Consider the following 26,288-nt stretch of genomic DNA (forward strand, 5'->3'; position numbering starts at 1 on the left):
CCTGCTCAGTCGAGCCGGTTCACTTTCGGGAATTTGGCCAGGAACTCCGGCGGCATAGCGGTGACCTGGCCGCTGTTGTAATTGAAGAACACAAAGCCGTATTTGGCCATCGCCACCAGCCGGTTGTCGCGCGGGCGGCTGACGCGGAAGATGATGTCGCCGCCGTACTGGTTGAAATCCATCACGCCGACTTCGAACACCAGCTGGTCGCGCGCGTGCGCCTCGGCCCTGTAGGTGGTGGCAAGGTCGGTGACGATGATACCGACGCCGTCCGCTCCGGTTTCCAGCACGCCTTGCTCGTACAGAAAGCGCGCCCGCGCTTCCGACAGCATGGAGATCATGGAATCATTGCCCAGGTGGTTGGCGCCGTTGATGTCGGTGACGCGTACGGTCAGCTGGGTCGAGTAAATGAACAGGTCGTCCGGGAAATCCAGTTTGAGGCGGGCCATGGCGCTATCCTTGTCTGCAATCTCGCTATTTTAGCCTAGCCTGCAATACCCTTTTCGGGGTACGTAGTCGGCCATGTTCGCGTGTACGATCAGAGCACCTCACTCTGAAAGGGCGCGCCATGATCTACGGTTTAACCTACCTTGGTGTTATTCATACCCTGATCAGCCTGGTGGCGGTGGCCGCCGCGCTGATCGCCTTCGTGCGCGAGCAGGCGATACCGCCGGCCAGCACGCTGGGCAAGGTCTATATCTGGACCACGGTACTGACTTGCTTGACGGGATTCGGTATTTACCAGCATGGCGGCTTCGGCAAGCCGCATGCGCTCGGTGTGCTGACGTTGCTGGTGTTGGGGCTGGCCTGGCTGGCGGACCAGCGCAAGTTCGGCGCCCGCTCGCTGGCGATATCGACGGTCAGCTATTCGCTGACCTTTTTGTTCCATCTGATTCCGGCCGTGACCGAAACCACCACCCGCTTGCCGCTGGGGGCGCCGCTGCTGCCCAACGCTGACGCGCCGGAGCTGAAAGCCATCACCGGCGCGTTGTTCGTGCTGTTCCTGCTGGGCGCCGGCTGGCAGCTGCGGCGCCTGAAGCGGGGCGCCACAGTGGGTCTGGCGACCGCTTAGAGCTGTTCGCTGAGGAACACCAGCGAGTTGCCGCGCGCTTCGGCGGCGGCACGCTGGTTGTAGGAACCGCGATGGTTGCAGTTGAAGCCGTGCTCGGCGCCTTCGTAGACGTGGATTTCAACTTGCTCGTTGCTGTCGAAGGCTTCGGCGATGCTCTTCACCGCGTCCAATGGGATGTGGCTGTCGGCGGCACCGAAGTGCATCAGCACCGGTACTTTGATTTCCGGCGCGCGCTCCAGCGCGTTCTGGATGCCGCCGCCGTAGTAGGCCACGGCCGCGTCGACGTAGCCGTTGGCGGCGGTGTGGAAGGACAGGCGGCCACCGAAGCAGTAGCCGATCGAGGCGATTTTGCTGTCGCCAACGTGGGTGCGCAGCACCTTGATGGTGTCGGCGATGTCTTGCTGCGCCTTGGCGAAGTCGGTGGCTTGCATCAGCGCGACGGCGCGCTGCCAGTCGTCGCCGTCATAGCCCAGCTCGATGCGCTCGCCCTGGCGCCAGAACAGGTCCGGCGCGATCACCACGTAGCCGTCGGCGGCGTACTGGTCGGCGACGTTGCGGATGTGCTGGTTGACGCCGAAGATTTCCTGCAGCAGTACCAGGCCCGGACCCTTGCCGCCGCGCGGCAGCGACAGGTAGGCGCCGAATTTGCCTTCGCTGGTTTCAATATCGACCCACTGGGAATTGGTTTCCATGTTGTTCCTAAAGTCTGTGGTTTGGGAAGCGGCCATCGTAACCGGTTTTGCCCGAGTTTGCAGCGCAGGTCGGCAAGATATCAGTTATACACCTCGCGCGTGTAGACCACCGGGCCGGGCCGGGATACGCCGGTGGTGACGGTGCCGCCGTTGATCATCGGCAAGTAGGGGATGTAGCTGTCGATCACGCTTTGCTTGAGCCGCACCAGCACCGAGCCGGATGCCTTGGGTGCGGCCAGCGAGAAGCTGCCCTTGCCGCCGCTGAATTGCAGTTTGCCGGCCACCAGTTGCAAAGTGGTGCAGCTGAGCGCGCCGGTGCAGGTGGCGTAGCTGCCATCGCTGGTGGCCAGCGGGATGGCGGCACCCACCACCGCGTTGCCCGCCGAGCTGACCGGCGAGAACGTCGGGTTGAACAGGTAGGTGGCGGCGGCGCTGGAAAAGTACATTGCGCGCACCTCCACCGGCACCGCGCTGGTTGAGCTGCCGTAGGCATTGTTGATCATCATGCCGCCGCTGACGATGGTCAGCGGCGCTTCCACCGCGCTGCTGCGAAGCGAGGTGGCGCCATCGGCATCAATCGCGCGCAGGAACACGGTGGTCGGGCCGACGGCGGTGCCGGTGAAGGCCAGGATGGGCAGCACGACCACGTTGGGAGCGCCGAGGATTTGGCCGACGCCGCTGCTAAAGGTGAAGGCGGGCGTGGTGGTGAAGCTCAGATAGGGGGCGGCGGTAGTGCCGCCGGCCGCAGTCCAGGCGGACAGCGTGATGGCGCGCGAGACGTCGGCGCTGTCCGCGCTGACAGTCTTGAGCCGGTAGTTCTGCGAGATGGTGCTGCTGTCGCGGTAGGCGTTGACGGTCAGGAAGAAGCCTTGTTTGGAATACACAAAGCTGCCGCTGGTGTTGCCGGTGCAGGGATTGCTATAGCCGCCGACGTCGGTGCATTTCATCGGAATACCGCTGACCAGCACGGTGTCGAAGTGGTGCGGCACGAAGCGCAGATCTACTGTGCCCTTGGTGTTGAAGCCGGTGACGGTTTTGCCCAGGTAGTAGCTGCTGCTGTTGGTCAGCGCGGCGTTGAGCGTGATGGTGCCGGTTTCGGTGAAAGCCCACAGGCCGGCGTTGCCGCTGGTGCTGCTGCCGACGCCGCTGCTGATGGCGGCAAACGTGCCCTTGGTGATGTTGTTGACGCCATCGCTGGGCAGCTTCAGGTTCTGGCTGATGATGAACGATTCCGCCGTGCTCTCGCGGCCGAAATTGGGTGTGACCGCGCCGCTGGTGTTGATGGCCGAGACCTTGAGAGTGAAGGTGTCTGAAGCGCGCGCAAACGCGCCGTTCAGCAGTGACACCGGGCTGGTGGCGGTGGCGTCGATCTTGAACGACGCGGGCGCGGTGGTGAAGCTGGTGCTGCCGCTGGCGCCGTTGTTGCCACTGGTGTAGCTGGCCTGCAGGCTCATGGTGCCGACGTCGGCATAGGCCAGCGCCGGCGTGGCCAGGCCGTTGCCATCAAAGGTGACGTTGACGTTGGTGGTGCCGCCATTGCAGGCGACCGGGCTGCTGGCAATGCTGGGCGACATGGTGCCGCTGCTCGGATTGGTGTAGCCGCAGCTGAACTTGAGCGGCACGGTGCTGTTCTGCACCAGCGGCACGCAGCTCTTGGTGCTGTTGGCGCTGGCCTTCAGCGCCTGGATATTCAGCGTGGCGCTGGCCATCGACACATGGTCCGGCGCCGTCAGCACCAGGCCGCTGTCGCTGAAGGTCATGGCGCAGCTGCTGGTGTTGGGATTGGTGCTGGTGTTGAGGCAGGTGGTGGTGGCGCTGGTGGCCAGGTTGGTGGTGCCGGCGGCGGACTGGCTGACGGTGGCGGTGGTGGAACCGGTGAAGGTGACGCTGCCGCCGCCCGGTGTCAGCGTCACGGTGGTGGAACCGGTGTAGGTCGAGCTGCAGCTGGAGTTGGCGCAGGCGGTCAGGGTGACGCTCTGCGGCTGGCAGGTCAGCGCGCTGCCGCCGTGGGTGATCAGGATATGGTCGGCCACGCTGGGCGTGGCGGCGCCGCAGGTCGGCTGGTAGTTGGGATCGGCCTTGGTGACGCAGCTGCAACCGACCGCGCCGGTGCCGGTGCAGGTGATGGTCTTGCTGACGCTGTCGCCCCAGTCGATGTAAATGGAGTTGACGGCGGCGTTGCCGTTGATGACGGCGCTGCTGGCGTGCTGGGTGACGTTGCGCGCCGTCAGGTCGCCGTTGATGGTGCTGCCCGAGGCCATGTCGACATCGCCGCTGATTTTGGTGGTGCCGTTGATGGTGGAGCCGGAGGCGCGCATGCTCAGCGAGCCGGCGGTGACGGTGCCGGTGACGATATCGCTGCTGCCGATGTCGAGCGAGGTGGTGGCGGTGATGTCGCCCTTGACGGTGGAGCTGGACGAGCTGAGCGTGACCACCGGCGCGGTGATGTTGCCAGTCACCGTGCTGCCGGAAGCCAGCGTGAACGAGGTGCTGGCGTTGATGTTGCCGCTCAGCGTGACCGCCGAGGTGGTCGTGATGGTGGTGCCGCTGATGCTGCCGCTGACCGCAGTGCCGGAACCGAGGTCGATGGTGGTGGAGGAGACGATGTTGCCGCCGATGGTGGCCGGCGAACCGGTCTTGACCGCGTTGGCGTTGACATTGCCGTTGACCTTGATCGCCGAGCCCAGATCGGCGGTGCCGCTGACGGTCAGCGAGCCGGTGATGGTGGTGGCGGAGCCGGTGGTAATGCTGGCCGCGCTGACCGAGCCGGTAACGGTGGTGCTGGAGCCGAAGCTGATGGCGCCGCTGGCGCTGACGTTGCCGGTGATGTAGGTGGCCGAGCCGGCGGTGGTGATGGTGGCGGCGTTGACGTTGGCGGTGATGCTCTGGGTGCTGGCGCCCAGCTTGAAGTTGCCGCCGGCACTGATGGTGCCGCCACTGACGCTGAGGTTGTTGGAGGCGGACAGGTCGATGTTGTTGCTGCCGCTGGTCTGCAGTACCGCTGTGCCGCTCATGGTCAGCCCCTGGTTGTAGGCTGGCGCGAAGCTGCTGCTGACCACCACCGTGTAGCCGCTGGCGATGACGGCAAAGTCGCTGCTGCCGAGCGGGATGCTGGTGCAGCTATAGGTGCTGCCGCTGAGCGTGCAATTGCTGACGGCGCCGCCATTGAAGTTGACGTTGGCGGCGGCTGCGCTGCCGCTGTGGACCAGCAGCAGTAGCAGCGATAGCGCCGCCAGCGGGGCGGTGGCGCGGCGCAACATGGTCAAAACATTAAGCCACACGGATTCGTCCTTGATTGACTGGGTGCCTGAATTATAGGCGCTCAGCTGGCGTTTCCGTGTGGCAGTTTTTTAACGTTTGACTTTGCCGAAGGCGTCGCCGGCCTTCCAGGTTTGCATTTTCGGCGCGTTGGCCACTTCGTAGCCCAGGTTGAGCGTGAATTGCGCCTGTTGCACCATGCCGGACAGATCCCAGTCGGCGTGGTATTCGTCGGACGGCTGGTGGTAGTCGTTCTTGAAGGCCACCAGACGGGCGCGGTTCTTGTCCTGGTCGGACACGAAGTCGAAGTAGCCGTCGCCGGAGAACACCGCCGAGCCCACGTTAAACGCCGGCACGCCGGCTTTGGCGAACGGGAAGTGGTCGGCGCGGAAGTAGGCGCCGGACAGGTCCGGCACCGCTGGCGCCAGTTTCAGGCCCATCTTCTTGGCCACCACGGCGGACGCTTCCAGCAGGCTGCTGCGCTCGGCGCCGGCGACGCCGATGTCGTGCGTCTTGCCGACGAAGTTCATGCTGTCCAGGTTGAGGTCGGCCGTGGTTTTGTTGAGTGGCCAGGCCGGGTTGCGGATGTAGGCGCTGCTGCCGAGGAAACCGGTCTCTTCGCCGGCCGGCCACAGGAACACCTGGGTGCGCTTGGCGGGATGCTGCACCGCCGCCTGCGCCATCGCCAGCAGCGCGGCCACGCCGGAGCCGTTGTCGATGGCGCCGTTCCAGATATTGTCGCCCTGCTTGTTCTCGTCGATGCCCAGATGGTCCCAGTGCGCCGAATAGACCACCGCTTCCGCCTTCAGCTTGGGATCGGTGCCGGGCACGATGCCGGCCACATTGAACTCCTCAATCTGGCGGATCTTGCTCTTCACTTCGGCGTGCAGTTTGACTTTCAGGTCGACCGGGCGGAAGTCGCGGCGCTCGGCGGCGGCGCGCAGCGTGTCGAGGTCGAAGCCGCTGGCGGCGAACAGCTGGCGCGCGGTGTCTTCCTGCAGCCAGCCCTCGATCGGGTTGCCGCTGCCGGCCAGGTGGAAGCGCTCGTGCGCGAAGCTGGTGGCCGGCACGCTCCAGGCGTAGGAGGCGGACGGCGTGGTGTGAATCAACAGCGCGCCGGCCGCGCCCTGGCGCACCGCTTCCTCATACTTGTACATCCAGCGGCCGTAGTAGGTATAGGCTTTGCCGGCGAAGCGGTTGGGCTCTTCGGCGGTCGGCTGCGGGTCGTTGACCATCATGACCAGGATCTTGCCCTTCATGTCGACGCCCTTGTAGTCATCCCAGTTTTCCTCCGGGGCGACGGCGCCGTAGCCGACGAACACCAGCGGCGCGTCGATGGTGATGTCTTCCTTGCCGCTCATGGTGCCGTAGACGATTTCGGTGCCGTTGGCCGGTGTCAGGACCTTGCCGTTATCGGCGTTGAAGCGGGTAAAGCTACCCGGCAGCAGCTTGGTGCCTTCGGCCTTGACCGGCTGGCGGTAGCCACCGCCGGCCAGTGGTTTGAGGCCGATGATGGCGGCCTGCGTTTCCAGATAGCGCACGGTGAGGGCGCCGCCGCGCTGGCCGGTGCCGCGGCCTTCAAGCAGGTCGTCGGCCAGGAAGGACAGGTGGGCGCGCAGCGGCGCCTCGGCGACGACGGGTTGCTGGGCGTGGGCTTGCAGCGCCAGTCCGGCGGCGAGGGCGATCAGTGGCAGACGCATATTTTTAACTCCATGATGTGATGCGGAAGGCGATAATCTTACTGTATATCGACAAAAACAGGAGACCTATGGAAGTCATCATCATCACCGGCGCCTCGGATGGCATCGGAGCGGAGATCGCGCGTCAGCTGGCGCGTGGGCAGGGCGCCGGCGTGGCGCTGGTGCTGGCGGCGCGCAATGCGGCCATGCTGGAGCAGGTGGCGGCGCAGTGCGCGGCGGCCGGGGCGCAGACGCTGGTGGTACCGACCGACGTGGCGCAGCAGGCGCAGTGCGAGGCGCTGGTGCAGGCCTGCGTGGCGCGCTTCGGCCGCATCGATGCGCTGATCAACAACGCCGGCCGCTCGGCGCACGCGCTGTTCGAGGAGGTGACGGACCTCGGCTGGTACGAGGAGCTGATGCGGATTAATTTGTGGGGCAGTGTGTGGTGCACGCATGCCGCGCTGCCGCAGCTGAAGCAGGCGCGCGGGCGGATCGTCGCGGTGTCGTCGCTGGCCGGGCTGGTGGGCGTGCCGGGACGCACCGCCTACAGCGCCACCAAGTTCGCCATGGGCGGCTTCTTCGAGGCGCTGCGGGTGGAGCTGAAGCCGGCCGGCGTCAGCGTGACGACCGCGTATCCGGGCGTGGTGGCGACCCAGATCCGGCATCGCGGCTACAACGCCGCCGGTGGTCAGCTGGGTCACAGCAGCCTGAAGGAAGACAAGGCGATGTCGGTGGAAGAATGCGCGGCGCTGATCGTGTCCGGCATGCAGGCGCGCCGGCGCGAGGTGGTGATGTCGGCCAAGGGCAAGCTGGGCCGCTGGCTCAAACTGATCGCGCCGGGCCTGGTGGAAAAGATGGCGCTGGCGGCGCTGAAAACGTGATTGTAAGAAATTGTAATTGGCGTCAACTAGGCTGTCGATGGCCGCGTTTTTTGCTCATGCGACACGGGAATTGTCCCGATGCCGAAAACCCCGAAAAAGGAAACATCATGACCAAAGTAATCGCTTCTCTGATCGCCGGCCTGTTCGCAACCGCAGCATTCGCTCAAGCGCCTGCGACCCCTGCAGCAGCTCCAGAAGCCAAGCCTGCCGTGGAAAAAACCGAAGCGAAACCAGCCGCCAAGAAAAAAACTCACAAGGCCAAAAAAGAATCCAAAACTGCGGAAGTGGCACCAACCGCCGCAGCACCAGCAGCACCAGCAGCAAGCAAGTAAGCAGTTAATTAACGATATAAACCATATAAATCACTAGAGGATTGAATCATGAAAAAAGTAATCGCTACCCTGGTTGTTGGTCTGTTCGCTTCCGCTGCTTTCGCTCAAGCTCCAGCCGCTTCGGCATCCGCTTCCGCCACCGCTGCAGCGCCTGCCGCTTCGGCACCAGCCGCCAAGAAGGCCGCCAAGCATCATAAGAAAGAAAAAGCCGCCGCCGCATCGGCATCGGCTTCCGCATCGGCCCCTGCAGCTTCGGCTCCAGCCGCCAGCAAGTAATTAAGCCTCGGGCTTGACGTATCGCCCCGGACCCTTCGGGCCTGGGCGGTGCAAGAGGAAAGACGGATTCCAACTCCGTCTTTCCTGCATTGCGTTTACCACATCAGCGATTCAGTTCCTCCAGCAGCGCGCGATGGAAAGCCACGGGGTCTTCCATCTGCGGCGCGTGCCCCATGCCCTTGAATTCCACCAGCCGCGCATTAGGAATCTTCTGCGCGGTTTCCTTGCCCAGCACGTTGTAGTGGCCGATCTTGGCCTTCACTTCGGGCGGCGCCATGTCCTTGCCGATGGCGGTGGTGTCGGCGTCACCGATCAGCAACGTGGTTGGCACCTTCAGCAGCGGGAACTCGTAGACCACCGGCTGGGTGAAGATCATGTCGTAGATCAGCGCCGAATTCCACGCCACCACCTTTTTGCCGGGTCCGTTGTTCAGGCCGGCCAGCATGTCGACCCATTTCTCGTATTCCGGTTTCCAGGTGCCGCCGTAGTAGGTGGCGCGCTCGTAGGCGCGCACGCTGTCGGCCGACAGCTTCAGCTCGCGCTGATACCAGGTGTCGACGCCGGGCGAGGGCACGCCCAGCGCCTTCCAGTCTTCCAGCCCGATCGGGTTGACCATCACCAGCTTGGCCACCGCGTCCGGATACATCAACGCGTAGCGCGTGGCCAGCATGCCGCCGGTGGAGTGGCCGACCAGAATCGCCTGCTGGACGCCGATGCTCTTCAGCAGGCCGTTGGTGTTGGCGGCCAGTTGCTGGAACGAGTACTGATAATGCTCCGGCTTGGACGAGGCGCAGAAGCCGATCTGGTCCGGCGCCACCACGCGGTAGCCGGCCTTGGTCAGTTCGGTGATGGTCTGCTCCCAGGTGGCGCCGCAGAAGTTTTTGCCGTGCAGGAGGACGGCGGTTTTGCCGTTGGCGTTAGCGGTCGGCGCCACGTCCATATACGCCATCTGCAGATTCAGACCTTGCGAGGTGAAGCTGTATTTCTGCACCGGGTGCGGGTAGGTAAAACCTTCCAGCTGCGGGCCATAAGTGGCGGCGGACGCCGAACCGGCAAGCAGGGCGGCGGTGAGCAGGATGCGCATGCGGGTACTCCGGGTAAGTAAAACACTTACTATAATCGAAGCCCCGAATCGGCGTGCGCGCGGTCCTGCGCTTGAGCTTGTCAAGGCGATGGGGTCATCACCCCATACCTCAGCTGAATAGGGTTTCTCGGAAGAAGAACATTGTGGCGAAGATTACACCTAGACAGACCCCCGCCGAGAATGTCGTCCCTTTCAGGCTATGAAACCAGGGCAGCATGCCGAGGCCGCCGATAAAACAGAACATCACAAAAATAAGCCCGTAACCTGGCAGGTAGTTGAGCACCAATACATTCGCAACCAGCGTGACCACTAGCGACAGGGTAAACAAGCGCAGAAAGCCGTACATTTTTTCATTGGCAAACATTTCACTCCTCCTTTTTCTCAGGATAAGCCGCACAGACTCTGCGTCTACCAACTTGCGCTATACGGGCAGATATAGGGCATGAATGGTAAAAAACATGGTGTCAGTGATCGCGCCTCCGTTGCCGTCATTCCGGCGCAGGCCGGAATCCATAGGTCAGAAGGGTGCCTGCGAAGTATGGATTCCCGCTTTCGCGGGAATGACGGCTACTGGCGGGCTGCAGGCGCTGCATTTACATTGAAAAAAGTCGATATGTGAGAAGGACTAGCGCCGCTACGATAATGGCAATGCCGCAATAGGTTGCCGCCATCATGAACTTGCCTTCCGGATTGCCTTCTTTGCTGAGCCTGGAGTAATAGGCCCAGGCATCTCCGGGCTCATACGCTTTTTTCTTGCGATGCTTGTAGTCGATGATTTGAATCGGTATGCCAAGTACCACGGTGAACAACACCACTGCGATTTGAATAAATATCATTTTTTCCGATGATAGTTGCATTCATACGTTTGGCGTCTGGCTGACGTATCCTGGATTAAGGAACAAAGTTCGCCGGCTGGCGATTTGGCAAGAATAGCATTTTACGCAAGTGAATAGTTCACGCTTGGTCACGGCGCGGCCGGAGGCGTGCGAAAAGCTGGCATTTCGGCGTCAAATCACGTAAAAAAACGCTAGTTGGGTCAAGACAGAGTAAACTACGGGCAATTTCTTTCGCAATTAGGCGATTCGAACAATTTTGTGAGTGACGCCATGTCTGCATCTGCATCCCCTGTATCCCCAATTGCCCTATTTTCCGATCTCAACCTCGGCGCGCCGCTAGTCAAGGCGCTAAATGACGTCGGCTACGAGTCGCCATCGCCGATCCAGGCCGCGACCATCCCGCTGCTGCTGCAAAACCTCGACGTGCTGGGCCAGGCCCAGACCGGCACCGGTAAAACCGCCGCCTTCGCGCTGCCGATCCTGGCGCGCATCGATATCAAACAAACCGCGCCGCAGGCGCTGGTGCTGGCGCCGACGCGCGAACTGGCGATCCAGGTCGCGGAAGCGTTCCAGACCTACGCCAGCCACATCCCCGGCTTCCATGTGCTGCCGATCTACGGCGGCCAGAGCTACGGCCCGCAGCTGTCGGCCTTGCGCCGTGGCGTGCATGTGGTGGTCGGCACTCCCGGCCGTGTGATCGATCACCTGGACAAGGGCTCGCTCGATCTGTCCAAGCTGAAAACGCTGGTGCTGGACGAGGCCGACGAGATGCTGCGCATGGGCTTTATCGACGACGTCGAGCGCATCCTGCAGGAGACTCCGGAGTCGCGCCAGACCGCGCTGTTCTCGGCCACCATGCCGTCGGCGATCCGCCGCATCGCCAATACCTATCTGCACAATCCAAAAGAAGTGACGGTGGCGGCCAAGACCGGCACCAATGAGAATATCCGCCAGCGCTACTGGCTGGTGTCCGGCATGCACAAGCTGGACGCGCTGACCCGTATCCTGGAAGCCGAGAATTTCGATGGCATGATCATCTTCTCGCGCACCAAGCTGGGTACCGAGGAGCTGGCGCAGAAGCTGCAGGCGCGCGGTTTCTCGGCGGCCGCCATCAACGGCGACATCCAGCAGGCGCAGCGTGAGCGCACGGTGCAGATGCTCAAGGATGGCAAGATCGATATCCTGGTGGCGACCGACGTCGCCGCCCGTGGCCTGGACGTGGAACGCATTTCGCACGTGATCAACTACGATGTGCCGCACGATCCGGAAAGCTACACCCACCGTATCGGCCGTACCGGCCGCGCCGGCCGCAGCGGCGAGGCGATCCTGTTCATCACGCCGCGCGAAAAGGGCTTGCTGAAGATGATCGAGCGTTCGACCCGCCAGCCGATCGGCCAGCTGGAGCTGCCGACCATCCAGGCGGTCAACGATGTGCGCATCGCCAAGTTCAAGCAACAGATCACCGAGACCCTGGCCGAAGGTGGCCTGGAACAGTTCCAGTCGCTGATCGAGGATTACGAGCAGGAGTACAACATCCCGGCCGTGGAAATTGCCGCCGCGCTGGCCAAGCTGTCGCGTGGCGACGTGCCGCTGCTGCTGGATAAGAAGCAGAAGACCGAATGGGAAGAGCGTCCGGCGCGCCAGAGCTTCGACCGCCCGGAGCGCGCCGAGCGCTTCGATCGTGGCGAGCGTCCTGAGCGCAGCGAGCGTTTCGGCAAGAAGGAGCGGATTCCGCGCGATTCCGAGCCGGGCATGCGCACCTACCGGATTGAAGTCGGCTACCAGCACGGCGTCAAGCCGGGCAACATCGTTGGCGCCATCGCCAACGAGGGCGGCATCGATTCCAAGAACATCGGCCGCATCGAGATCTTCGATGACTTCACCGTGCTGGACATGCCGGACACGCTGAGCCGCGAAGCGCTGGAGCTGATGGGCGGCATCCGCGTCGCCGGCCAGTCGCTGCGCATCAGCGTCGATGGCGAAGGCGCGCCAGCCGCCCCGGCAGCATCGTCCGCCCCGGCCGCTCCGGCCGCCAAAGCGGCGCGCGCCGACAAGCCGGTCAAGCCGGCCGGCTCGCCGCTGGAGCGCACCGTGCGCGCCGCCGCCGAGGAATCGGAGGAAGCGCCGGCCAAGAAGAAAAAGGAAAAGCCGGGCAAGCAGTCGGTGCCGATGTCGGCGTTCCGTGTCGAAGTGGGCCGCAACAACGAGATCAGCCCGGCCAACATCGTCGGCGCCATCGCCAACGAGACCGGGCTGGAAGCGAAATACATCGGTCGCATCGAGATTTTCGATGACCACAGCATGCTGGAGCTGCCGGACGGCATGCCGGACGATATGTTCCGCAACCTCGGCAAGGTGTGGGTGGGCGGCGCCCAGCTGAAGATCAGTCAGGTCGACCGCATGCCGCCGGAATCGGCCAAGCACACGCCGCCGAAGAAGCCGGCGCCGGGCGCCAAGCCGAAGTCGAAGAAGTACTAATGTTGTGATTCAAGGGGCCGTTCGGCCCCTTTTTTCTTGCCCCGTGGTTTCCCACAGCGTTCCCTACGTTGGTGCTGCATTGCACCAAAACCAAGCTTGTCATTCCATACTCACTCTGGCTCCCATAGGGGAAGCCGGGCTGGCCCACTTATTGCATATGTGTCAGCACAATCGTGATTAATGGCGGCTGTACCAGCGCCTCTAACCTGGAGACGTTAAGCATGGGAGTAGGGCAATGACTTCATTCAGGAAGCTGTGGACGACCTTGGTGGACTCGATCAAGCCGCAACTGCTGCGCGAAACGAGTCAAGGCGGGCTGCATTCGATTTACGTCGATACGCGTCCTTTTAACGTATCGAACTTCTCCAAGGGGCGCTAATGCTGCTGCGGAACGACCTGCTGCACTACACGCATCCGTCGCCGCGCACCCTCCGCATCCTGTGGATCTCGCCGGAGCAAAGCCACGCCTATGTATTTGACGTGGCGGCGCATTCGGCGGAAGTGGAGTTGATCCATCTGTCGGTGCTGCACGCCGACATCCGGGCCGGCCACGCCAGCGTGCTGCCGGCCGACCCCTATCTGATGGTGGTCAGCCAGGAGCTGCTGCCAGCCAAGCATCTGCAGTTGCGCGCGCGCGCCTGGGAAATCATCGGCGCGCTGGTGGCGCAAGAGCCGGATATCTATGAGGCGCGGCTGCGCGGCCAGATGATCGCCCAGGCCACCGCGCAGCACGACGTCTCGCATCCCACCATCTATCGCTATCTGCGCCGCTACTGGCAGCGCGGGCAGACCCCCAACGCGCTGTTGCCGGACTATGGCAACTCGGGTGGGCGCGGCAAGGTGCGTCAATCGTCGGCCGGCGTCAAGCGCGGGCGGCCGCGCAAGAACGGCGCCGAGGCCGGGCCGGGCCTGAACGCTGACGAAGAGATCCGCCGCACCTTCCGTGTCGCCACCGCGCGCTTTGCGGCCGCCAACGCGCGCTTCTCGCGGCTGGGCGCTTATCAGCAGATGCTGAACGATTTCTTCGTCGAGCGCCGCATCGACGCCGCCAGTGGCCGCGTGCTGACCGCGCTGGCCCATCCGGCCAAGGAAGTGCCGACCTTCGGCCAGTTCAATTACTGGCTGGATCACGACGATGACCGGCCGCCGGAAGTGGCGCGGCGCCAGCATAGTCTGGCGGCGATGCCGATGGCGCAGCAGGCGACGCCGGACATGAGCGCGCTGCCGCAGGGCCGGCCCGGCGCCGGCTTCTATCTGGACGCGGTGCGCGCCGAGGTGCAACTGGTGTCGCGCGCGGACCGCCACCAGGCCATCGGCCGGCCGCTGGTGTACGTGGTGACGGACACCTTCAGCCGCATGGTGTGCGGGGTCTATGTCGGCATCGGCGAGCCGCAGTGGCCGCAGGCCATGCTGGCGTTGGCCAACTGCGGCGCCGACAAGCAGCGCTACGCGCAGCAGTATGGCCGTCGCATCGAGGACGGCCAGTGGCCGGTGCAGCATCTGCCGGAAACGCTGTTCGTCAACGCCGGCCTGACGCTGGGCTGGAGCGGCGACACCCTGCTCAACAACTTCAACCTGCGTTGCGTGGCGGCCGACGATGGCCCGGCCGAGTGGCGCGCGGTGCTGGCCAAGCGTTTCAATCTGCTGGCGCCGACGGCCGAGGGCATGCCGTGCCGGCTGGATGGCGTGATGGACCTCGACCAGTTCACCCGCATCGTCATCGACTGCGTCCTGTACCACAACAGCCGCCAGCCGCTGGCGCAAGCCGGCAACGCGACGCCGCGCCAGTTGTGGGACTGGGGTGTCGAGCATCGCGGCGGCGGTCTGAAGGTGTATCCGGAACAGCTGGTGCGCTGCAGCCTGATGCCGGTGGCGCAGGCCAGCGTGACGGCGGACGGCATCACGCTGTTCGATAGTATTTACACCTGCGGCCGCGCCACCAATGAGCGCTGGTTCGAGCGCGCGCGCCTGCGTGGTGCGTGGCATGTGCGGGTGGCCTACGATCCGGCCAATCTGGACATGGTGTTTCTGCTGGACCCATCGGCGCCGATGCAGTTCCATGCCTGCCACCTGGCCGACGTCAGCGCCGCCCATCTGCACTTGTCGGCGGCGGAGATCGCGCATCTGCCGCGCGGCCAGGCGGCCTTGCCGGCGGCGGCGCTACGCAGTACTACGCAGAGTTACGCCAGCTTGGTCGGCTGATCGATCCGGGCACCGAAATGCACTGCATCGTAAAGGTGCGGTGCATTTTTTTTGCCCGAATAAAGTCTGCACATTGTTTATACCGTTTATTTCGTTTCACCCCATCGCGGCACGCTGGCGGAAACATGTTTATTTTTTGTTCATGACATGGCACGCCGTTTGCTAAATAGGGACTATGGGATAGCAAGTCACCCAAGGTCTTTTCAGCAGAATGGCGAGGAACAGATGGATAGTAAAACAGTGAAACCATATAAATCGTTTAGTTCGTTTACGAGGAGGGATTTTCTGTACCGGGTGGCTGCCGTTGGCGGCACCGGATTGCTGTTGAATACCATGAGCGCCTGGGGCATGGGCATCGAGTCCACCGCCTCCGCGCCGCCGGCCCTGAGCGGCAGCGGCAAGGGCAAGAAGGTACTGATCCTGGGCGCCGGCCTGGCCGGCATGACAGCCGCCTTTGAGCTGGAAAAGCTCGGCTACAAGGTACAGATCCTGGAAGCGCGCGCCTTTGCCGGCGGCCGTTGCCAGACCGCGCGCAAGGGCTTCTCGCTGACCGAGCTGGGTGGCGAAAAGCAGACCTGCGCGTTTGACGACGGCCACTATATCAACCACGGTCCATGGCGCATTCCGCTGCACCACCGCTCGACGCTGCACTACACCAAGCAGTTTGAGGTGCCGCTGGAGGTCATGGTCAACGATAACGATCATTCGTATATCTATTCGGAGAACGCCGGTCCGTTCGCGGGCAAGCGCATGCGCATCAAGGAGATCAAGGCCGATATGCGCGGCCATGTGGCGGAGCTGCTGGCCAAATCGGTCAAGAACCACGCGCTGGACCAGGAACTGACCGCCGACGACCAGCGCCTGTTGCTGGACTATCTGCAGCACGAAGGCGCGCTGACCGCCGGCGATCTGCAGTACAAGGGCCGCAGCGGCCGTGGCTGGGCGGTCAATCCGGGCGCCGGCGCCAATCCGGGCACGCCGTCCGATCCGCTCGGCTTCAAGGATTTGCTGGCATCGAAGCTGGGCAATGTGTACAGCGCGGTGCAGGATTTCCCAATGCAGAACACCATGTTCCAGCCGGTCGGCGGCATGGACGCCATCGCCAAGGCGTTTGAAAAACGCGTCGGCAAAAACATCCGCTACAAGTCGGAAGTTCAAACCATTCGTCAGAACGACAAAGGTGTGACGGTGACCTACAAGGATACCGGCACCAACAAGGTCAGCACCATCAGCGCTGATTTCTGCCTGTGCGCCATCCCGCTGTCGGTGCTGCGCCAGATCGATACCGATTTTTCGGACAAATTCAAGAAGGCCGTCGCCACCGTGGCGTACGCGCCGGTGGGCAAGATCGGCCTGCAGATGAAGCGCCGCTTCTGGGAAGAGGACGATCACATCTACGGCGGCCACGTGCTGACCGACCTGAAAAACATCAACCAGATTTCGCTGCCGTCTTACGGCTTCCAGAAACAGAAGGGCGTGCTGCTCGGTTATTACCACTATCAGACGCAGGCGATCGAGATCAGCGCCTTGTCGCCGCAGGAGCGCGCCGCATACGCGGTGGCGGCGGGGCAGAAGATCTTCCCGCAGTACAGCGAGAGTTTCGAGACCGCGTTCTCGGTGGCCTGGCACCGCGTGCAGTACAACCTGGGCGGCTGGGCCGAGTGGACCGACAAGACCCGCGCGGCAGCCTATCCAACCCTGCTGGAGGGCGAGGGCCGGATTCTGCTGGCCGGTGAGCACATGAGCTATCTGACCGGCTGGCAGGCTGGCGCGATTGAATCGGCATGGCAGCAGATCGCCAAGATCCATGAAAGGGCCAGCGCATGAAAGAAGGCTTGATCAAGGCCGCGATGCTGATCGTGGCGGCGCTGGCGGCGGCGGCATCGTCGCCATCGCGGGCGCAGGAGATGGATGGCAAGGCGCTATTCCTGAAAAACTGCGCGGCCTGCCATCAGGCCAGCGGCAAGGGCATTCCCGGCGCCTTCCCTGCGCTGGCCGGCAACAGCTTCGTGCAGGGCAAGAGCAGCGAGGTGGCCAGCGTGCTGCTGAAGGGCCGTGGCGGCATGCCCGACTTCAGCGATTCGCTCAGCGATCGTGATATCGCTACCGTGCTGACCTTCGTGCGCTCCAACTGGGGCAACAAGGCCGATGGCTTGAAAGCGGACGATGTCAGCGCGCTGCGCGCCACGCTGGGCTTAGATCCGTTCGGTAATTCCGTCATGTCCAACAAACACTGAAAGAGACAAAGATGAAAAAAGCACTGTTAAGCATGTTGATTGCGGCCGCTTGCGGCGGCGCGTACGCGGCACCGAAAGCGGACATCGTGCGCCAGAAAATTCCTGGCTCCGATTTCCCGATCGCGCTGGCGGTCAGCATTCCATCGACCGCCACCATCCACTTCGTCAGCGGCCAGGTGCCGGCGGTGGTCAACAAGGATGCGCCGGCCGATTCGCTGGAAGCTTTTGGCGACACCAAGACCCAATCCGAAACGGTGCTGAAGAAGATCAAGGAAATCCTCAACGGCATGAAGCTGGAGATGTCGGATGTGGTGAAGATGACGGTGTTCCTGGTCGGTGATCCGGCCAAGGGCGGCAAGGCCGACACCAAGGGCTTCATGGAAGCGTACACGCAGTACTTCGGCGCCACTGCCCAACCGGCCCCGCAGCTCAACCTGCCGGCGCGCGCGGTGGTGCAGGTGGCGGGTCTGAGCAATCCGGGCTGGCTGGTCGAGATCGAGGTGGTCGCCGCCAAAAAGTAATCGGCAGTTTTGGTAGTTCTGGGTCTTACTTTCTTTGTCATTCAAAAATGGGGAATTGAAAATATGCATAAGGCCACACTCAAGATCGGCGTTGCAGCCGTGCTGTCTACTCTGGCGTTTGGTGTTTACGCCGCCGATCCTGCCGCCGCCGACGATGCGGCGGCGCCGGTCGATGCACCCAATGCCGGCGCGGTGATCGTGACCGGTACCCGTTCCAGCGGCATCAAGGTGGAAAACAGCGCCTCGCCGATTCAGGTATTGGATTCGGCCTCGCTGCAGCGTACCGGCCAGCCGGACCTGATCCAGGCGCTGGCGCAGAATCTGCCGTCGTTCACCGCCCAGGCGTTTGGCGGCGACACCGCCAACCTGACGCTGTCGGCGCGCCTGCGCGGCCTGAGCCCGAACAACACGCTGGTGCTGATCAACGGCAAACGCCGTCACGGCACCGCCAATCTGGCGGTGCTGGGCGGACCGTACCAGGGTGGCGCGGCGGCGGACCTGAACTACATCCCGGTGTCGGCCATCGACCACATCGAGGTGCTGCAGGACGGCGCGGCGGCGCAGTATGGTTCGGACGCGATCGCGGGTGTGGTCAACATCATCCTCAAATCGAATAACCACGGCGGTACCGCCACCGTCAACGGCGGCGGCTATGTGGATGGCGGCGGCCGCACGCTGGACGGCTCGGCCAATATCGGCGTCGAACCGTTCCAGGATGCCTTCCTCAGCCTGACGGCGGAATCGAAATACCACGGCTACAGCGACCGTGGCGGCATCGATCCGCGGGTGGTCGATCCTGCCAATATGGCGGCTTACCCGGGCATGTTCCGCGAGCCGGGCTACCCGCACGTCAACCATATCGCCGGCGACGCCCAGTATCACCTGAACGTCTTTGCCGCCAACTTCGGCTGGGACTTCGCGCCCGACAGCCAGCTGTATGCGACCGTCACCGCCGGCCGCAAGGAAGCGCGCGCGTTCGAAAACTACCGTCTGCCGAGCCGCCTGCCCGTGATCTATCCGACCGGCTTCTCGCCGAAGGAGACCATGAAGGAAGAAGACGCCGCCTTCACCGGTGGCGTCAAGAGCAAGCTGGCGGGCTGGAACGTCGACCTGAGCACCACCTACGGCCGCGACAAGGCGCGCATCGGCGTGGCCGATTCGGGCAACGTCTCGCTGTTCAACGACACCGGCTACACCCCGACCGTGTTCTCGGCCGGCGCCTTCATCGCCAGCCAGTGGACCACCACGCTGGAGGGCAGCAAGGAGTTCGACATCGGCTGGAGCAAGCCGCTGAACGTGGCCGCCGGTGTCGAGTACCGCCAGGACAAATATGAGATCCAGGCCGGCGACGAAGCTTCGCGCTACAAGGAAGGTTCGCAGTCGTATCCGGGCTTCTCGCTGACCGACGCCGGCAGCCATAGCCGCACCAACCAGGCGGCCTATATCGACTTCGCCGGCAATCCGGTGCCGGAACTGACGGTGGACGTGGCCGGCCGCTATGAGCACTTCAGCGATTTCGGCAACGCCAAGGTCGGCAAGCTGACCAGCCGCTACGACTTCTCGCCGGTGTTCGCGGTGCGCGGCACCATCTCGAACGGCTTCCGCGCGCCGACGCTGGCCGAGGAATACTACTCGGCCACCAACGTCGGCCCGACCACCGCCTTCGTGCAACTGGCGCCGAATTCGGCCGGCGCCAAGCTGGTGGGCGTGGATGGGTTGAAGCCTGAGCGTTCCAACAATCTGTCGCTGGGCTTTGTGCTGAACCCGGCGAACAATGTGGCGGTGACGCTGGACGTCTACCAGATCAAGATCAAGGACCGCATCGTCGGCTCGGGCGCGCTGTATGGCTCGGGTGGCGCGGTGAACTCGCCGGCGGTGACGGCGGCCATCAAGGCCAACGGCAACGTACTGGATAGCACGGTGAGCCAGACCGGTATCAACATCTTCTCCAACGCGGTCGATACCCGCAGCCGCGGCCTGGAGTTCGTCACCACGGTCAACTCCAACTACGGCACCGCCGGCAAGGTGGACTGGTCGATCGCCGCCAACTACAACCAGGTGAAAGTCACCAAGGTCAATCAGGCGCCGACCCAGTTGCTGCCGCAAACGCTGCTGGACAAGACCGCGATCTCGGATCTGGAAACCGCGTCGCCGAAAATGCGCGTCAATCTGGGCGCGCTGTGGAAGGTCGGTAACTGGACCGTCAACCTGCGCGAGGCGATCTACGGCAAGGCTGAAGAGTGGGGCAGCGAGGATGGCTCGGTGTACTACAAAACCGAGATCAAACCGAAGGTCATCACCGATCTGGAACTGGGCTACAAGATCAACAGCGCCTGGTCGGTGGCGGTGGGTGCCAACAATCTGTTCAACATCTATCCAAATGGTGTGAACGCTGGTCTGCTGGCGGCGCAACGTGCTGCAGGCGATAACGCGGCGGTCAACGTGTTGCCGGGCTTCTCGCCGTTCGGCATCAACGGCGGCTATTACTACGCGCGCGCCAACTACAAGTTCTAAGCGGGGGCTTAGTTCTTTTCGGGTCGTCTCCTCACGGGGGCGGCCCTTTTTTTTCGTGTAGCATGGCGGCTGACTGGAGGAGAGCGCATGCTGAAAAAAATGAGATGGACCTTGCTGGCGGCGGCGGTGGCTGGCGCGGGTGTCGCCGGCGCGCGCACGCCGATGACGCTGGACGATTACCTGGCGCTGAGCGGGCCGGCACCGACGCTGCACGTGGCGTATGGCGCGGCGCCATCGCAGTTTGCGGAACTGTTTCAGCCAGCCGGCGCGGGGCCGTTCCCGGTGGCGGTGATTATCCACGGCGGCTGCTGGACCAAGCATTTCGGCGGCATCACGCAGATGCGCAATATGGCCGGCGCGCTGGCAGCGCAAGGCGTCGCGGTGTGGAATGTGGAGTACCGCCGCTATGACGAAGAGGGTGGCGGTTATCCAGGCATGTATCACGACGTGGCGAATGCCATGGACCGCTTGCGCGGGCTGGCGGGGCAGCACCAGCTGGACCTGTCGCGAGTGGTGCTGGTCGGGCATTCGGCCGGCGGCCATCTGGCGCAGTGGGCCGGATCGCGTGCGCGGCTGCCGCGCAGCAGTCCCTTGTACGTGGCCGATCCGCTGCCGGTGCCGGTGGTGCTCAGCCTGGGCGGGCTGGCCGATCTGCGCAACGAGCAGGCGCTGATCAAGTCCAGCTGCGACCGCGACATGGCGCAACTGGCCGGCGTGGCCAGCGCCGCGCGGCCGGATATCTTCAGCGACACCTCGCCGGCCGAGATGCTGCCGGCCGGCGTGCGCACGGTGCTGATCCACGGCGAGCATGACAATATCTCGCCGCTGCGCGTGGGCCAGGACTATGCGCGCCGCGCCATCGCCGCCGGCGACGCGGCCGAGGTGCTGGTGCTGCCTGGCGGCAGTCACTATGACGAGGTGGCGGCGACGTCACCCTCCTGGCCGATTGTGCTGGGGCAGATCCGCAAGGCGTTAGGGAAGGAGCAGTAGATGGCGATCGAATTAGAGAAAGCAGTGCGCGACGAGCTGATACGCTCGATCCAGCGCTATTTTGAAGAGAACCTGGACGACACGATCGGCAATATCGCGGCCGGTGGTTTGCTGGGGTTTGTGCTGGAGGAGATTGGTCCGGTCATCTACAACAAGGCGGTGGCCGACGTGCAGGAGCATATGCAGATTCGCGTTGCGGACCTGGAGTTTGAGATACACGAAGAGGAAGCGCAGTACTGGAAGAAGTACGATCAGCCACGGCGGCGCTAAAAACAGGAGAGTTCATGCAAGACGGCCAATCGCAAAATGTCCCCATCAGTTTTCATGTGAGTTACCGATTGGGCGAATACCTCAGTCTCGTCACGTCTCACGTGATTGCGGATTTAAGGCGTCGCAAATCCGAACAGGGAAAGGCGCTGCGCTGGTATGACTTGCCCATCCTCAAAGGAACTTTGTATCTGGTTGGGCCACCGATCTTTCTGTTCAAGGTGCTGAGGGTTGGCGCGTGCGATTTCAAGTTTGACGACATGGGGATCGTGCGCAACTCCAAGTCGGGCGAGTTGGTGGTGCCGTGGTCCGGCGTGGAGGCGATCCACGAATATCCCACCGGCTATCTGTTCGCAAAGGGGAACGGCGCGATGCCGGTGCCACTGCGGGCGCTCTCCACTGAGCAACTGGTTCAACTGAAGCGCTATATTGCTCAACATCGGGAGCGGGTTAGTTGATGAGCGCTTTTCCCGCCGTTGGACGAAAAAAATCCGGAACGATGTTCCGGATTAAAGGGTTGTTACAACGAGGAGGCTGGGTATCAGGACGATTTGATCAGGCCCGAAATGTAGGTCAGCGAGGCGGTCAGTTTCGGACCGAGTACGGCCAGGCCGGCGGTGATCGCGGCAGCGATGGCGGCGGCCATCAGGGCGTATTCGATGGCGGTGATACCGTCTTCTTCACGGATAAAGTTTTTGATTGCGTTCATGGTCATGCTCCTGAGTGTGATCGTTGAGTGAAAAGGCTGGCGTCGGGATTACGACGACTTGATCAGACCGGAGATGTAGGTCAGCGAAGCGGTCAGTTTAGGGCCGAGGACGGCCAGACCGGCGGTGATCGCAGCGGCGATGGCGGCGGCCATCAGAGCGTATTCGATGGCGGTGATACCGTCTTCTTCGCGGATGAAGTGTTTGATTGCATTCATGATAAACCTCGTCAAAGTTAGTTAAGTAAGGGAACTTGCTTCTCTTGCTTCAACTAAAACGGGGTTCGGGTTTTAGGTGCTGCCGATGAAAGACATTTTACGCAGCCCTTCGTCGTTGCACAGCGGACAAACGTCACCTTTTGCGATGACATTTGTCACCCCACGACATGGCAGCCACAGGCAACTTGGCCGAAGTGGCAAGGTTTCTTCCGCGAGAACGTGAATTTGGAGAGGGATGACATGACAGTTCGTGCTTTTACCGAAGCAGATTTTCCTGCGGTGTGCGGCATCTATGCCGATGCGAAGCAAGACGAACTTCAGTTTGAAAGCGGCGAGTTTGCTGTCACTCCGCTGGACCAGGACACTGCCATTCTCGCGGCGTTCAATGAATCGACAGTCCTGGTTTTTGAGGATAAGGAAGTGCTGGGATTCGCAGCCTTGCACGAAAATCAACTGCGCGCCTTGTTCGTTCGACGCAATGTCCGGAACCAAGGCGTTGGACAGGCGCTGTTGGATAAGGTTCTATCGATGAGCACTGCAGGCATTACGCTTAACGTCGCGGCGTCCAACATCGGCGCCCGGAAATTTTATCTGCGTAACGGCTTCTCAGTGGCGGGGGAAGTCGAGCGGACGTATCAGGATAAAGCGATCAGCTATCTCCAGATGGCATCACCGGCAAAAAAAATCCGGCACGAGGCCGGATTGTAAGGCTGCTGTCTTGCTGTAATTACGACGACTTGATCAGACCGGAAATGTAGGTCAGCGAGGCGGTCAGTTTAGGACCGAGAACGGCCAGGCCGGCGGTGATCGCGGCGGCGATGGCGGCGGCCATCAGGGCGTATTCGATGGCGGTGATGCCGTCTTCTTCACGGATAAAATTTTTGATTGCGTTCATGGTCATGCTCCTGAGTGTGATCGTTGAGTGAAAAGGCTGGGCGTCGGGATTACGACGACTTGATCAGACCGGAGATGTAGGTCAGCGAAGCGGTCAGTTTCGGGCCGAGCACGGCCAGACCGGCGGTGATCGCGGCGGCGATGGCGGCTGCCATCAGAGCGTATTCGATCGCGGTGATGCCGTCTTCTTCGCGGATAAACTGTTTGATTGCATTCATGATAAACCTCGTCAAAGTTAGTTAAGTAAGGGAACTTGCTTCTCTTGCTTCAACTAAAACGGGGTTCAGGTTTTAGGTGCTGCCGATGAAAGACATTTTACGCAGCCTGTCGCCGCCGCACAGCGGACAAACGTCACCTTTTGCGGTGACATTTGTCACGCCACGCCACGACATGACAGCCACAGGCAACTTGGCCGAAGTGGTAAGGTTGATTCCGCAGCATTAGTTATTTCAGTTGCTAATTACGGAGTATCCAGTGATGACGACCAAGAAATTCATGATGTCAGCAAGGTGCAAACAAATCATAGCCCTCGGTGCCACAGCGATATCGCTGCTCCTCAGCGCTCCCGTTTTGGCACAGGCGACATCCCGGCAATGCGAGGATGGCAACGGCAAAGACGAGCAAGTTGGTCCGGCTTGTCTTGTTTCCCACGAAAGCTTGGGAAGGCTTAATGTCGATTCCGTGTATTGGAGCCTGGATAAGTATGCCAGCGTCGACGCCGCACAACGGGACGCAGTCCGGAGCGCTCAGGTTATCAAAGCGTTTGGAAGCGTCTGGTTGTTCAGCGTGGGGCCTGTGCCGTCACGCCCGCTTAACGGAGAGCATGTAGCGCAAGTTGGGCCGATTTCAATCGAAAAAAATACGTCGTACGATGCAGAGTTTCTCAAATCTACATTCACCCCTGGCATGACCGCGCCACTCCATGCCCACTCTGGGCCCGAAGCTTTTTACGCCGTCAGTGGGGATTCATGTCTGGAGACGCCGGACGGTGTGCAAATAGGGCGTGGGCCAGGAAACAGCATGATCGTTCGTGGTGGCCCTCCGATGCTGCTGATGGCGTTGGGTGCCGAGCCACGCAAAGGATTCGCGCTTATCCTGCATGACTCGGCTCTTCCACCGACTACGTTGGTTCACAATTGGACACCCAAGGGGCTCTGCCTGGCGGAAATGCATTAAATAAGCGTCTTACTTGAGATACTTGTCCAGCCAGGCCAGCGTGCGTGCGCGTTCGTCGGCGCGGTGTTGCGGCTGCTGGAAGGCATGGCCTTCGCCCGGATAGATCACCAGCGAGGTCGGCGTGCCAATCGCTTTCAAGCCGTGCCAGAATTCGACTGACTGCGCCGGCGGGCATTCAACATCGCGTTCGCCCACCGTGATCAGGGTCGGCGTCCTGGCGGCCTTGATCGATTCGATCGGCGACGCGGCGCGGTAGATGGCCGGATCGTCATAGGCCGAGTGGCCGAAGAATGGAATCATCCACTGGTCGATGCCATTCTGCCCATAGTAACTGATCCAGTTGGCGATGCCGGCGCCGGCCACCGCGGCCTTGAAGCGCTGGCTGTGCGTCACGCCCCACATGGTCATGAAGCCGCCGTAGGAATGGCCGATCAGCGCTAGGCGCTGGTCGTCGACCGGCGCGGCCGCTTCCACCGCATCGATGCCGGCCAGGATGTCGCGCCAATCGCCGCCGCCCATGTCGCGCCGGTTGGCGCTGCTGAACGCCAGGCCCTGGCCATAGCTGCCGCGCGGGTTAGGCAGGAAGACGAAATAGCCTTTGGCGGTGAGATCGCGGATCAGGCCGCGTGTGCCCTTGCCAGGCGTGATGAACATCGGCGTCGCCGCCGCTGCCGGACCGCCGTGGATGATGGTGGCCATCGGATACTGCTTGCCCGGTTCGGTCTTGAGCGGCGCCAGCAGCCAGCCCTGCACCTTGAATTGATCGCTGTTCCAGTTGATGCTGCGCGCGTTGACGGCGGCCGGCAAGCCGTCGTTGTCGTGCGTGATGGCGGCCAGTTGTGGCAGGCGGCCAGCCACGATGTGCGGTGCGCGTTCGAAGCTTTCCAGTGCGGTGGCGGCGATGGTGCCGTCGGCGCTCAGCGACAGGCAGCCTTCGCAGGCGGTGCCGGCCGTGGCTTGCTGCGACCACAGCACGCGCTGGCTGCGCGTCTGCGGATCGATGCTGACCAGCGCCTGCTCGGCGCCGATCTGCGCGCTGGCCAGGATCTGGCCGTTGCGCCAGTCGAGCCCGCTGAAGGAACCGGCAAAGCCCGGCGTGATGTCGACCGGCTCGCCGCCGGCCAGCGGCAGGGTGTAGATATCGCCGCCGACCGAGCCGAAATCGCTCATCAGGCCGCCGATGTAGGCGACCGTCTTGCCGTCCTGCGAGACGCGCGGCATGCTCAGCTGCGTGTTCGGCGCGGCCAGGATGCGCAGCGCGCCGCTGTCGGCATCGACATGGCCCAGCGTGGCGATCCACCAGTTGTTGTCGCCGTTGCCCTTCGCGCTGGTGACCACAAAGCCCTTGCCGTCCGGCGTCCAGTCATATTCGTAGACGAAGGTGTCGGCCGGCGACAGCAGGCGCAGCGTGCCGCCGGCCGGTGCGACCACGCCGATGCGCTGCTCATCCTCGTCGGCGCCGATTTCACCGACCTGCGGCGCGCCGGCTTCGGTGGCGCCGGTGCTTTTCCTGGCGCCGACTGTGGCCAGCAGCGCTAGTTGCTTGCCGTTCGGCGCCCAGCGCGCGGTGTTGGCCACGCCTTTAACCTGCGTTACGCCGCGCACCTTGCCCGCACTGGCGATGTACAGCGTCGCCGTGCCGCTCTTGCTGTCGTTGCCGATGAAGGCCAGCGCCTTGCCGTCCGGCGACCAGGCCGGGAAGTTGTAGTCGCATTTGACGCAGGGATCGTAGGAGGCCAGCACCTTGCCGCTGGCGCCGTCGCGCACCACCACGCTGGCGTGCGCGCGCTTGGCCGCATCGGGTGGATTGACTGTCTCCAGCGCGGCGACGCGGTCACCGGCGCCGCTCAGCGCCAGGTCGCGGTAGTTGCGCATGTCGGATGGCGCTGCCGCCATCGCTTGCGCGCTGAACATCGCCGCTGCGAGCAGTGCCGAATATCGTAGAATCATGAAAGCCTCTTTCTGTTTTTTTGA

Annotated in this window: 28 protein-coding genes; 16 read left to right on the forward strand and 12 right to left on the reverse strand. The window is 62.6% G+C overall.

The genetic code is table 11. The features are described 5' to 3' along the window. Positions 1 to 5 precede the first annotated feature (5 nt). The gene (locus tag GJ699_RS28075) at positions 6 to 449 is read right to left on the reverse strand and encodes a thioesterase family protein (RefSeq protein ID WP_154382693.1); all 444 of its coding nucleotides are present in this window, start codon (positions 447 to 449) and stop codon (positions 6 to 8) included. Positions 450 to 568: 119 nt separating this feature from the next. Between GJ699_RS28075 and GJ699_RS28080 the strand changes: the two genes are divergently transcribed. After that, positions 569 to 1,072, forward strand: coding sequence for a hypothetical protein (locus GJ699_RS28080; RefSeq protein ID WP_154382695.1), 504 nt, complete (start codon positions 569 to 571; stop codon positions 1,070 to 1,072). Here GJ699_RS28080 and GJ699_RS28085 read toward each other — a convergent pair. The 3 genes from GJ699_RS28085 to GJ699_RS28095 form a co-directional block, all read right to left on the reverse strand. Beyond that, on the reverse strand, positions 1,069 to 1,764 hold the full coding sequence (locus GJ699_RS28085; protein WP_154382697.1) for a dienelactone hydrolase family protein: 696 nt from the start codon (positions 1,762 to 1,764) through the stop codon (positions 1,069 to 1,071). The two genes, GJ699_RS28080 and GJ699_RS28085, sit on opposite strands and share 4 nt — an antisense overlap. 80 nt (positions 1,765 to 1,844) lie before the next feature. Beyond that, entirely contained in the window at positions 1,845 to 5,045 is a 3,201-nt protein-coding gene (locus tag GJ699_RS35035; RefSeq protein WP_154382699.1) for a DUF6701 domain-containing protein, read from the reverse strand. A 69-nt stretch (positions 5,046 to 5,114) separates the two neighbouring features. After that, complete coding sequence (locus GJ699_RS28095) at positions 5,115 to 6,722, reverse strand: M28 family peptidase (RefSeq protein WP_154382701.1); 1,608 nt, start codon at positions 6,720 to 6,722, stop codon at positions 5,115 to 5,117. Between the two features lie 68 nt (positions 6,723 to 6,790). Here GJ699_RS28095 and GJ699_RS28100 point away from each other — a divergent pair, with 68 nt between their 5' ends. From GJ699_RS28100 to GJ699_RS28110, 3 genes are all read left to right on the forward strand, one after another. Next, positions 6,791 to 7,582 (forward strand): SDR family oxidoreductase, encoded by a 792-nt coding sequence (locus GJ699_RS28100; RefSeq protein ID WP_154382703.1) that lies wholly within the window; start codon positions 6,791 to 6,793, stop codon positions 7,580 to 7,582. Positions 7,583 to 7,689: 107 nt separating this feature from the next. Further along, the gene (locus GJ699_RS28105; protein ID WP_154382705.1) at positions 7,690 to 7,914 is read left to right on the forward strand and encodes a hypothetical protein; all 225 of its coding nucleotides are present in this window, start codon (positions 7,690 to 7,692) and stop codon (positions 7,912 to 7,914) included. Between the two features lie 48 nt (positions 7,915 to 7,962). After that, a complete protein-coding gene (locus GJ699_RS28110) occupies positions 7,963 to 8,190 on the forward strand; it encodes a hypothetical protein (protein WP_154382707.1) in 228 nt (75 codons plus the stop codon). Between the two features lie 103 nt (positions 8,191 to 8,293). Here GJ699_RS28110 and GJ699_RS28115 read toward each other — a convergent pair whose 3' ends face one another. The 3 genes from GJ699_RS28115 to GJ699_RS28125 all read right to left on the reverse strand — a co-directional run bounded on the left by GJ699_RS28115 (position 8,294) and on the right by GJ699_RS28125 (position 10,110). Beyond that, positions 8,294 to 9,274 carry an alpha/beta fold hydrolase gene (locus GJ699_RS28115; RefSeq protein ID WP_154382709.1) on the reverse strand — a complete coding sequence of 327 codons (981 nt, stop codon included), beginning with the start codon at positions 9,272 to 9,274 and terminating at the stop codon, positions 8,294 to 8,296. A 109-nt stretch (positions 9,275 to 9,383) separates the two neighbouring features. Further along, a complete protein-coding gene (locus GJ699_RS28120; protein ID WP_154382711.1) occupies positions 9,384 to 9,638 on the reverse strand; it encodes a hypothetical protein in 255 nt (84 codons plus the stop codon). A 229-nt stretch (positions 9,639 to 9,867) separates the two neighbouring features. Next, positions 9,868 to 10,110: a hypothetical protein gene (locus tag GJ699_RS28125; protein ID WP_154382713.1), complete on the reverse strand. Its 243-nt coding sequence runs from the start codon at positions 10,108 to 10,110 to the stop codon at positions 9,868 to 9,870. A 270-nt stretch (positions 10,111 to 10,380) separates the two neighbouring features. On the opposite strand from GJ699_RS28125, the gene GJ699_RS28130 reads away from it, so the two are divergent. The 10 genes from GJ699_RS28130 to GJ699_RS28175 all read left to right on the forward strand — a co-directional run bounded on the left by GJ699_RS28130 (position 10,381) and on the right by GJ699_RS28175 (position 21,777). Continuing rightward, on the forward strand, positions 10,381 to 12,588 hold the full coding sequence (locus GJ699_RS28130) for a DEAD/DEAH box helicase (RefSeq protein ID WP_154382715.1): 2,208 nt from the start codon (positions 10,381 to 10,383) through the stop codon (positions 12,586 to 12,588). 235 nt (positions 12,589 to 12,823) lie between these two features. Next, positions 12,824 to 12,967 (forward strand): hypothetical protein, encoded by a 144-nt coding sequence (locus GJ699_RS28135; RefSeq protein ID WP_154382717.1) that lies wholly within the window; start codon positions 12,824 to 12,826, stop codon positions 12,965 to 12,967. Then, a complete protein-coding gene (locus tag GJ699_RS28140; RefSeq protein ID WP_154382719.1) occupies positions 12,967 to 14,790 on the forward strand; it encodes a TnsB C-terminal domain-containing protein in 1,824 nt (607 codons plus the stop codon). Before GJ699_RS28135 ends, GJ699_RS28140 begins: the two co-directional genes overlap by 1 nt. 333 nt (positions 14,791 to 15,123) lie before the next feature. Beyond that, positions 15,124 to 16,617, forward strand: a complete 1,494-nt coding sequence (locus tag GJ699_RS28145) for a flavin monoamine oxidase family protein (RefSeq protein WP_229262343.1) — start codon at positions 15,124 to 15,126, stop codon at positions 16,615 to 16,617. Continuing rightward, positions 16,614 to 17,027 (forward strand): c-type cytochrome, encoded by a 414-nt coding sequence (locus tag GJ699_RS28150; RefSeq protein WP_154382722.1) that lies wholly within the window; start codon positions 16,614 to 16,616, stop codon positions 17,025 to 17,027. Before GJ699_RS28145 ends, GJ699_RS28150 begins: the two co-directional genes overlap by 4 nt. Before the next feature lie 11 nt (positions 17,028 to 17,038). Next, positions 17,039 to 17,548 (forward strand): RidA family protein, encoded by a 510-nt coding sequence (locus GJ699_RS28155; protein WP_154382724.1) that lies wholly within the window; start codon positions 17,039 to 17,041, stop codon positions 17,546 to 17,548. Between the two features lie 63 nt (positions 17,549 to 17,611). Continuing rightward, positions 17,612 to 20,062 carry a TonB-dependent receptor plug domain-containing protein gene (locus GJ699_RS28160; protein WP_154382726.1) on the forward strand — a complete coding sequence of 817 codons (2,451 nt, stop codon included), beginning with the start codon at positions 17,612 to 17,614 and terminating at the stop codon, positions 20,060 to 20,062. 87 nt (positions 20,063 to 20,149) lie between these two features. Continuing rightward, positions 20,150 to 21,052, forward strand: a complete 903-nt coding sequence (locus GJ699_RS28165; protein ID WP_154382727.1) for an alpha/beta hydrolase — start codon at positions 20,150 to 20,152, stop codon at positions 21,050 to 21,052. Continuing rightward, positions 21,053 to 21,322 carry a DUF2164 domain-containing protein gene (locus GJ699_RS28170; RefSeq protein WP_154382729.1) on the forward strand — a complete coding sequence of 90 codons (270 nt, stop codon included), beginning with the start codon at positions 21,053 to 21,055 and terminating at the stop codon, positions 21,320 to 21,322. Between the two features lie 14 nt (positions 21,323 to 21,336). Then, positions 21,337 to 21,777, forward strand: a complete 441-nt coding sequence (locus tag GJ699_RS28175; RefSeq protein WP_154382731.1) for a YcxB family protein — start codon at positions 21,337 to 21,339, stop codon at positions 21,775 to 21,777. An 83-nt stretch (positions 21,778 to 21,860) separates the two neighbouring features. On the opposite strand, the gene GJ699_RS28180 is transcribed toward GJ699_RS28175, so the two are convergent. Both GJ699_RS28180 and GJ699_RS28185 read right to left on the reverse strand, forming a co-directional pair. Beyond that, a complete protein-coding gene (locus tag GJ699_RS28180) occupies positions 21,861 to 22,028 on the reverse strand; it encodes a Flp family type IVb pilin (protein WP_229262333.1) in 168 nt (55 codons plus the stop codon). A 48-nt stretch (positions 22,029 to 22,076) separates the two neighbouring features. Then, positions 22,077 to 22,244: a Flp family type IVb pilin gene (locus GJ699_RS28185; RefSeq protein ID WP_154382736.1), complete on the reverse strand. Its 168-nt coding sequence runs from the start codon at positions 22,242 to 22,244 to the stop codon at positions 22,077 to 22,079. Between the two features lie 240 nt (positions 22,245 to 22,484). Between GJ699_RS28185 and GJ699_RS28190 the strand changes: the two genes are divergently transcribed. Continuing rightward, positions 22,485 to 22,952: a GNAT family N-acetyltransferase gene (locus GJ699_RS28190; protein WP_154382738.1), complete on the forward strand. Its 468-nt coding sequence runs from the start codon at positions 22,485 to 22,487 to the stop codon at positions 22,950 to 22,952. Between the two features lie 19 nt (positions 22,953 to 22,971). Here the strand turns inward: GJ699_RS28190 and GJ699_RS28195 are convergent, their stop codons facing one another. Together GJ699_RS28195 and GJ699_RS28200 are read right to left on the reverse strand one after the other, a co-directional pair. Further along, complete coding sequence (locus GJ699_RS28195; protein ID WP_229262333.1) at positions 22,972 to 23,139, reverse strand: Flp family type IVb pilin; 168 nt, start codon at positions 23,137 to 23,139, stop codon at positions 22,972 to 22,974. Positions 23,140 to 23,188: 49 nt separating this feature from the next. After that, positions 23,189 to 23,356, reverse strand: a complete 168-nt coding sequence (locus GJ699_RS28200) for a Flp family type IVb pilin (protein WP_154382740.1) — start codon at positions 23,354 to 23,356, stop codon at positions 23,189 to 23,191. A gap of 259 nt (positions 23,357 to 23,615) precedes the next feature. Here GJ699_RS28200 and GJ699_RS28205 point away from each other — a divergent pair, with 259 nt between their 5' ends. Further along, the gene (locus tag GJ699_RS28205; RefSeq protein WP_154382742.1) at positions 23,616 to 24,314 is read left to right on the forward strand and encodes a hypothetical protein; all 699 of its coding nucleotides are present in this window, start codon (positions 23,616 to 23,618) and stop codon (positions 24,312 to 24,314) included. Between the two features lie 9 nt (positions 24,315 to 24,323). On the opposite strand, the gene GJ699_RS28210 is transcribed toward GJ699_RS28205, so the two are convergent. After that, entirely contained in the window at positions 24,324 to 26,264 is a 1,941-nt protein-coding gene (locus GJ699_RS28210; RefSeq protein ID WP_154382744.1) for a S9 family peptidase, read from the reverse strand. Positions 26,265 to 26,288: the final 24 nt, after the last annotated feature.

It is taken from the genome of Duganella guangzhouensis, from assembly GCF_009674535.1.
Taxonomy (GTDB): domain Bacteria; phylum Pseudomonadota; class Gammaproteobacteria; order Burkholderiales; family Burkholderiaceae_D; genus Rugamonas; species Rugamonas guangzhouensis.

Coding starts and splice junctions, on each gene's coding strand:
- GJ699_RS28135 (WP_154382717.1), top strand. CDS start 12,824: ATGACTTCATTCAGGAAGCTGTGGACGACCTTGGTGGACTCGATCAAG.
- GJ699_RS28160 (WP_154382726.1), top strand. CDS start 17,612: ATGCATAAGGCCACACTCAAGATCGGCGTTGCAGCCGTGCTGTCTACT.
- GJ699_RS28080 (WP_154382695.1), top strand. CDS start 569: ATGATCTACGGTTTAACCTACCTTGGTGTTATTCATACCCTGATCAGC.
- GJ699_RS28175 (WP_154382731.1), top strand. CDS start 21,337: ATGCAAGACGGCCAATCGCAAAATGTCCCCATCAGTTTTCATGTGAGT.
- GJ699_RS28125 (WP_154382713.1), bottom strand. CDS start 10,110: ATGATATTTATTCAAATCGCAGTGGTGTTGTTCACCGTGGTACTTGGC.
- GJ699_RS28130 (WP_154382715.1), top strand. CDS start 10,381: ATGTCTGCATCTGCATCCCCTGTATCCCCAATTGCCCTATTTTCCGAT.
- GJ699_RS28105 (WP_154382705.1), top strand. CDS start 7,690: ATGACCAAAGTAATCGCTTCTCTGATCGCCGGCCTGTTCGCAACCGCA.
- GJ699_RS28180 (WP_229262333.1), bottom strand. CDS start 22,028: ATGAACGCAATCAAAAACTTTATCCGTGAAGAAGACGGTATCACCGCC.
- GJ699_RS28195 (WP_229262333.1), bottom strand. CDS start 23,139: ATGAACGCAATCAAAAATTTTATCCGTGAAGAAGACGGCATCACCGCC.
- GJ699_RS28150 (WP_154382722.1), top strand. CDS start 16,614: ATGAAAGAAGGCTTGATCAAGGCCGCGATGCTGATCGTGGCGGCGCTG.
- GJ699_RS28115 (WP_154382709.1), bottom strand. CDS start 9,274: ATGCGCATCCTGCTCACCGCCGCCCTGCTTGCCGGTTCGGCGTCCGCC.
- GJ699_RS28185 (WP_154382736.1), bottom strand. CDS start 22,244: ATGAATGCAATCAAACACTTCATCCGCGAAGAAGACGGTATCACCGCC.
- GJ699_RS28100 (WP_154382703.1), top strand. CDS start 6,791: ATGGAAGTCATCATCATCACCGGCGCCTCGGATGGCATCGGAGCGGAG.
- GJ699_RS28190 (WP_154382738.1), top strand. CDS start 22,485: ATGACAGTTCGTGCTTTTACCGAAGCAGATTTTCCTGCGGTGTGCGGC.
- GJ699_RS28200 (WP_154382740.1), bottom strand. CDS start 23,356: ATGAATGCAATCAAACAGTTTATCCGCGAAGAAGACGGCATCACCGCG.
- GJ699_RS28170 (WP_154382729.1), top strand. CDS start 21,053: ATGGCGATCGAATTAGAGAAAGCAGTGCGCGACGAGCTGATACGCTCG.
- GJ699_RS28155 (WP_154382724.1), top strand. CDS start 17,039: ATGAAAAAAGCACTGTTAAGCATGTTGATTGCGGCCGCTTGCGGCGGC.
- GJ699_RS28085 (WP_154382697.1), bottom strand. CDS start 1,764: ATGGAAACCAATTCCCAGTGGGTCGATATTGAAACCAGCGAAGGCAAA.
- GJ699_RS28140 (WP_154382719.1), top strand. CDS start 12,967: ATGCTGCTGCGGAACGACCTGCTGCACTACACGCATCCGTCGCCGCGC.
- GJ699_RS28075 (WP_154382693.1), bottom strand. CDS start 449: ATGGCCCGCCTCAAACTGGATTTCCCGGACGACCTGTTCATTTACTCG.
- GJ699_RS28210 (WP_154382744.1), bottom strand. CDS start 26,264: ATGATTCTACGATATTCGGCACTGCTCGCAGCGGCGATGTTCAGCGCG.
- GJ699_RS28120 (WP_154382711.1), bottom strand. CDS start 9,638: ATGTTTGCCAATGAAAAAATGTACGGCTTTCTGCGCTTGTTTACCCTG.
- GJ699_RS28165 (WP_154382727.1), top strand. CDS start 20,150: ATGCTGAAAAAAATGAGATGGACCTTGCTGGCGGCGGCGGTGGCTGGC.
- GJ699_RS28110 (WP_154382707.1), top strand. CDS start 7,963: ATGAAAAAAGTAATCGCTACCCTGGTTGTTGGTCTGTTCGCTTCCGCT.
- GJ699_RS28145 (WP_229262343.1), top strand. CDS start 15,124: ATGAGCGCCTGGGGCATGGGCATCGAGTCCACCGCCTCCGCGCCGCCG.
- GJ699_RS28205 (WP_154382742.1), top strand. CDS start 23,616: ATGACGACCAAGAAATTCATGATGTCAGCAAGGTGCAAACAAATCATA.
- GJ699_RS28095 (WP_154382701.1), bottom strand. CDS start 6,722: ATGCGTCTGCCACTGATCGCCCTCGCCGCCGGACTGGCGCTGCAAGCC.